The following is a 3,461-nucleotide window of genomic DNA, read 5'->3' on the forward strand; positions in this document are numbered from 1 at the left end:
CGGCAGCGTCGTCGAGCGCCTGCTTGGAAGTCTTGTCGCCGAGGATGGCGGCCTGAAGTTCGGGATAGACCGCGTTGGAGATCTCGATCCATTCCGGCGTCTGCGGCACCGGGAAGGCGTTCTTGGCGGCTTCCTGGAAGGCCTGCAGCACTTCGGTTTTGTAAGGATCGGACTTGGCCTGCTCGAGGTCCCATTCCCACACCTTGGTGCGGGTGGGCAGCGGGCCGGCCGCGGCTTCCAGCTTCTGGCTGTCCTCGTTGGTCAGCCACCAGACGAGGGAGGCGGCGGCCTCCTTGTTGGCGCAGCTTTCGGTCACCGAGAAGCCATGCGCGCCGGACCAGCCCGAGCGCTTGCCGGACGAGCCCTTCGGCTGCACCTTGACGCCGACATTGCCGGCGACCTTGGACGACTTCGGGTCGTTGAAGAAGCCGGCCCAGCCCGGCCAGTCGAGGTTGAGCGCCACCGTGCCGGACGCGAACCCCTGGCCGAGATCATCCCACAAATAGTTGGTCGTGCCGGCGGGCACAGCCTTGGCCTTGTAGAGCTTGACGAACCAGTCGAGCGCCTTGACGCCGGCCTCGGAGTTGAAGGCAGGCTTGCCGTCCTTGTCGAGATATTCGCCGCCGTCGGCGATCAGCATCTCGTAAAAGCGGCCGTTGATCGCCTCTTCCTTGCCGGCATATTGCGTGCCGTAGAAGTCGGGCGGGCTGGCGAAGAATTCCGCCTGCTGGGCCATCTCGTCGAAGGTGTCCGGCGGGGCGAGCTCCTCGCCGTACTTCTCCTTGTAGGCCTTCTTCTTGGCTTCGTCCTGGTAGAGGCTCTTCTGGTAGTAGAGCGCCGAGACGTCGAACTGCGCGCGCGGCAGCATTACCAGCTTGCCGTCGAGCGTGCCGGCGGCGATGTTGGCCGGGACGAAAGCGTCGATCTCCTCCTTCGGCAGCAGCTTGGCGAGGTCGGTGTAGATGCCCGGATATTGCGGCGCGAACGAGGTGTGGTTGGAGCCGACGCACCAGGTGATCGAGTTGGAGGCGATGTCTGACTTGATCTCCTTGTCGAGATCGAAGTGGTTCTTCTTGGAGACGACGTTGACCTTGGCGCCGGTCGCCTTCTCCCACTCGCCGATGCGCGCGTAGAGTTTTTCGTATTGCTGGCCGCCGATCAGCTTGGCGTCGATCGTGACGCCGGTGAACTTGCCCGGCAGGTCGGCCGCAAAGACCGCACCCGATGCCATGAGCAATGCGCCGGCGGCGACGCCGGAAAGCAGTCTGTTCATGAATATCCTCCCTGGAATGGCCGCAGGCCGTCATGGCTGAAGCTCCATGCTTCATTCATATGCAAACAAATTATTCATAAGTCGTCAAGCCGAAACTTCTTCCCTATGAAGGCTGTCTTGCGTATATGAAGATCAGAATTCACCAGAGGGCATCGGGTGCAGGACGACGAGGAAGACCGCTATCGCGCGCCGGCACTGGACAAGGGGCTGGACATTCTGGAACTGCTCGCCAGCGTCGATGGCGGCCTGACCCAGGCCGAGATAGCCAAGCGGCTCGACCGCAGCCCGAACGAATTTTACCGGATGCTCGACCGTCTGGTGAAACGCGGCTACGTCACCCGGCCAGACGGCGACCGCTATTCGCTGACGCTGAAGCTCTTCGGGCTTGGCCAGCTGCATGCACCGGTGCGCAGGCTGGTCTCCTACGCCACCTCGATCATGCGCGAGCTGGCCGAGACCTCCTGGCAGGCAAACCAGCTCGTCGTGTTCGACCGTGGCAGCGCCGTGGTCATTGCCCAGCAGGAAGCGCCGCGATACTGGGGCATCTCGATCCGCGTCGGCTCGCATATCAGCCTGTTCGACACCGGCTCGGGACATGTGCTGCTGGCCTTTCGCTCGCCGGAAGAGCGCGAGATGATGATCGCCGAGCATTTGCGCAGCAACGAGGAGATGAAGTTGTCGCCCGACTTCTTCGCCCGCCTCGACCAGGTGCGCGATCGTGGCTACGAGATGATGGCTTCGTTGCAGACGGCCGGCGTCTACAATCTGTCGGCGCCGGTGCTCGGTTCCGACGGGCACGGCATCGCCGCGCTCACCATACCCTATATCACTCTGGTCAACGCGCCGGCAGCGCCCGATATCACCAGGACCATCACGCTGCTCCAGGCAGCAGCGGCCCGCCTGTCGCAACTCGCCGGGTCGGATGTCAGGTCAAAGGAATAATTCTTATTTGAATGGCGAATTCTCCGGTGAGATGATCGAGTCCATGTCTGAAGCATGTCGTTTGCGCAAAAGCCGCTGCGCAATTCGGGCCACGTGGATAGCGCGACAAGGGAGGAAGCCATGATCGTCGATACCCACCTGCATCTCATCGACAGGGCGGCGCTACGCTATCCATGGCTCTCCGGCGTGCCGGCCCTCGACCGCGATTTTTCCCACGACGAATACGCCACCGAGGCGCGCCGCGCGGGCATAGAATTGGCGCTCCATATGGAGGTCGACGTCCACCCGGCAGATATCGCGGCTGAGACAGCCCTTGTCGAAGGACTGTCGAAGAAGCCGGGCAGCCTGGTGCGGGGCGCGATCGTGTCGTGCCGGCCGGAAGAACCTGGCTTCGCCGCCTGGCTGGACAAGGTGAAGGCCGATCCATTTGTCAAAGGATTCCGCCGCGTGCTGCATGTCGTGCCCGACGACGTCTCCGAGGGCGCCCTGTTCCGCGAGAACATCAGGCGCATCGCCGGCAGCGGGCTGACCTTCGATCTTTGCGTCCTGCCGCGACAGATGAGCCAAGCGATCGCGCTGGTCGATCTGGCGCCTGACGTGCAATTCGTTCTCGATCATTGCGGCGTGCCCGACATCCAGGGCAAGGCCGAGCATCCCTGGCGCGAGCAGATCGCCGAGATCGCCCGGCGCCCCAATGTCGTCGGCAAGATCTCCGGCGTCGTCGCCTATGCCGATCCGGCGAGCTGGACCGTCGAGACCCTGCGGCCTTATGTCGAGCACACGATCGGCAGCTTCGGCTGGGATCGCGTCGTGTGGGGCAGCGACTGGCCGGTCTGCACGCTCGGTGGCGGGCTGCTCGGCTGGGTAGCGGCGACGCACGCGCTCCTTGCCGGGGCGAGCGAAACCGAGCGCGCGAAACTGCTCTCCGGCAACGCGAAGAAGCTCTGGCGGCTGTGAGCCGCAAGGCCGATGCCCGACTGTATTAGCGGGGCGCCGCGAAGCTCTGCCGGAACAGGCGATTGATGTCGGCGACGACGCGGGGGGCGTCCTGCCGGCCGGCAAGACCCTCGTTGAGGCGATCGGACGCCGCCTGCTGAAACGCCATGTAGCCGTCGTGGCGCGGGCGCACCCAGGCGCCTTCCAGCGTCGCCCGCGTGCCGCGGTAGAAGTCGCCCGTCGCGACATTCACGGCTTCGTCCTCCCAGGCGGCGGCATGGCCGGGCTGGCCGCCGGCGGCGGCATAGAG

3 protein-coding genes and 1 pseudogene are annotated in these 3,461 nt (G+C 64.3%); 2 read left to right on the plus strand and 2 right to left on the minus strand.

Annotation, left to right across the window (positions count from 1 at the left end; genetic code table 11):
* A partial coding sequence (locus EOA60_RS24400; protein ID WP_164899500.1) for a sugar ABC transporter substrate-binding protein occupies positions 1 to 1,273 on the minus strand: 1,273 nt, incomplete at its 3' end.
* A 156-nt stretch (positions 1,274 to 1,429) separates the two neighbouring features.
* Here EOA60_RS24400 and EOA60_RS24405 point away from each other — a divergent pair.
* Together EOA60_RS24405 and EOA60_RS24410 are read left to right on the plus strand one after the other, a co-directional pair.
* On the plus strand, positions 1,430 to 2,215 hold the full coding sequence (locus EOA60_RS24405) for an IclR family transcriptional regulator (protein WP_095781194.1): 786 nt from the start codon (positions 1,430 to 1,432) through the stop codon (positions 2,213 to 2,215).
* A 120-nt stretch (positions 2,216 to 2,335) separates the two neighbouring features.
* A complete protein-coding gene (locus tag EOA60_RS24410) occupies positions 2,336 to 3,172 on the plus strand; it encodes an amidohydrolase (RefSeq protein WP_095823575.1) in 837 nt (278 codons plus the stop codon).
* Positions 3,173 to 3,197: 25 nt separating this feature from the next.
* On the opposite strand, the pseudogene EOA60_RS24415 reads toward EOA60_RS24410, so the two are convergent.
* Positions 3,198 to 3,461 (minus strand): annotated as a pseudogene (locus EOA60_RS24415) (carbohydrate ABC transporter substrate-binding protein); the annotation flags it as partial.

Origin of the sequence: Mesorhizobium sp. M1A.F.Ca.IN.020.06.1.1 (genome assembly GCF_004023265.1) — a bacterium.
In the GTDB taxonomy this organism is placed as follows: domain Bacteria; phylum Pseudomonadota; class Alphaproteobacteria; order Rhizobiales; family Rhizobiaceae; genus Mesorhizobium.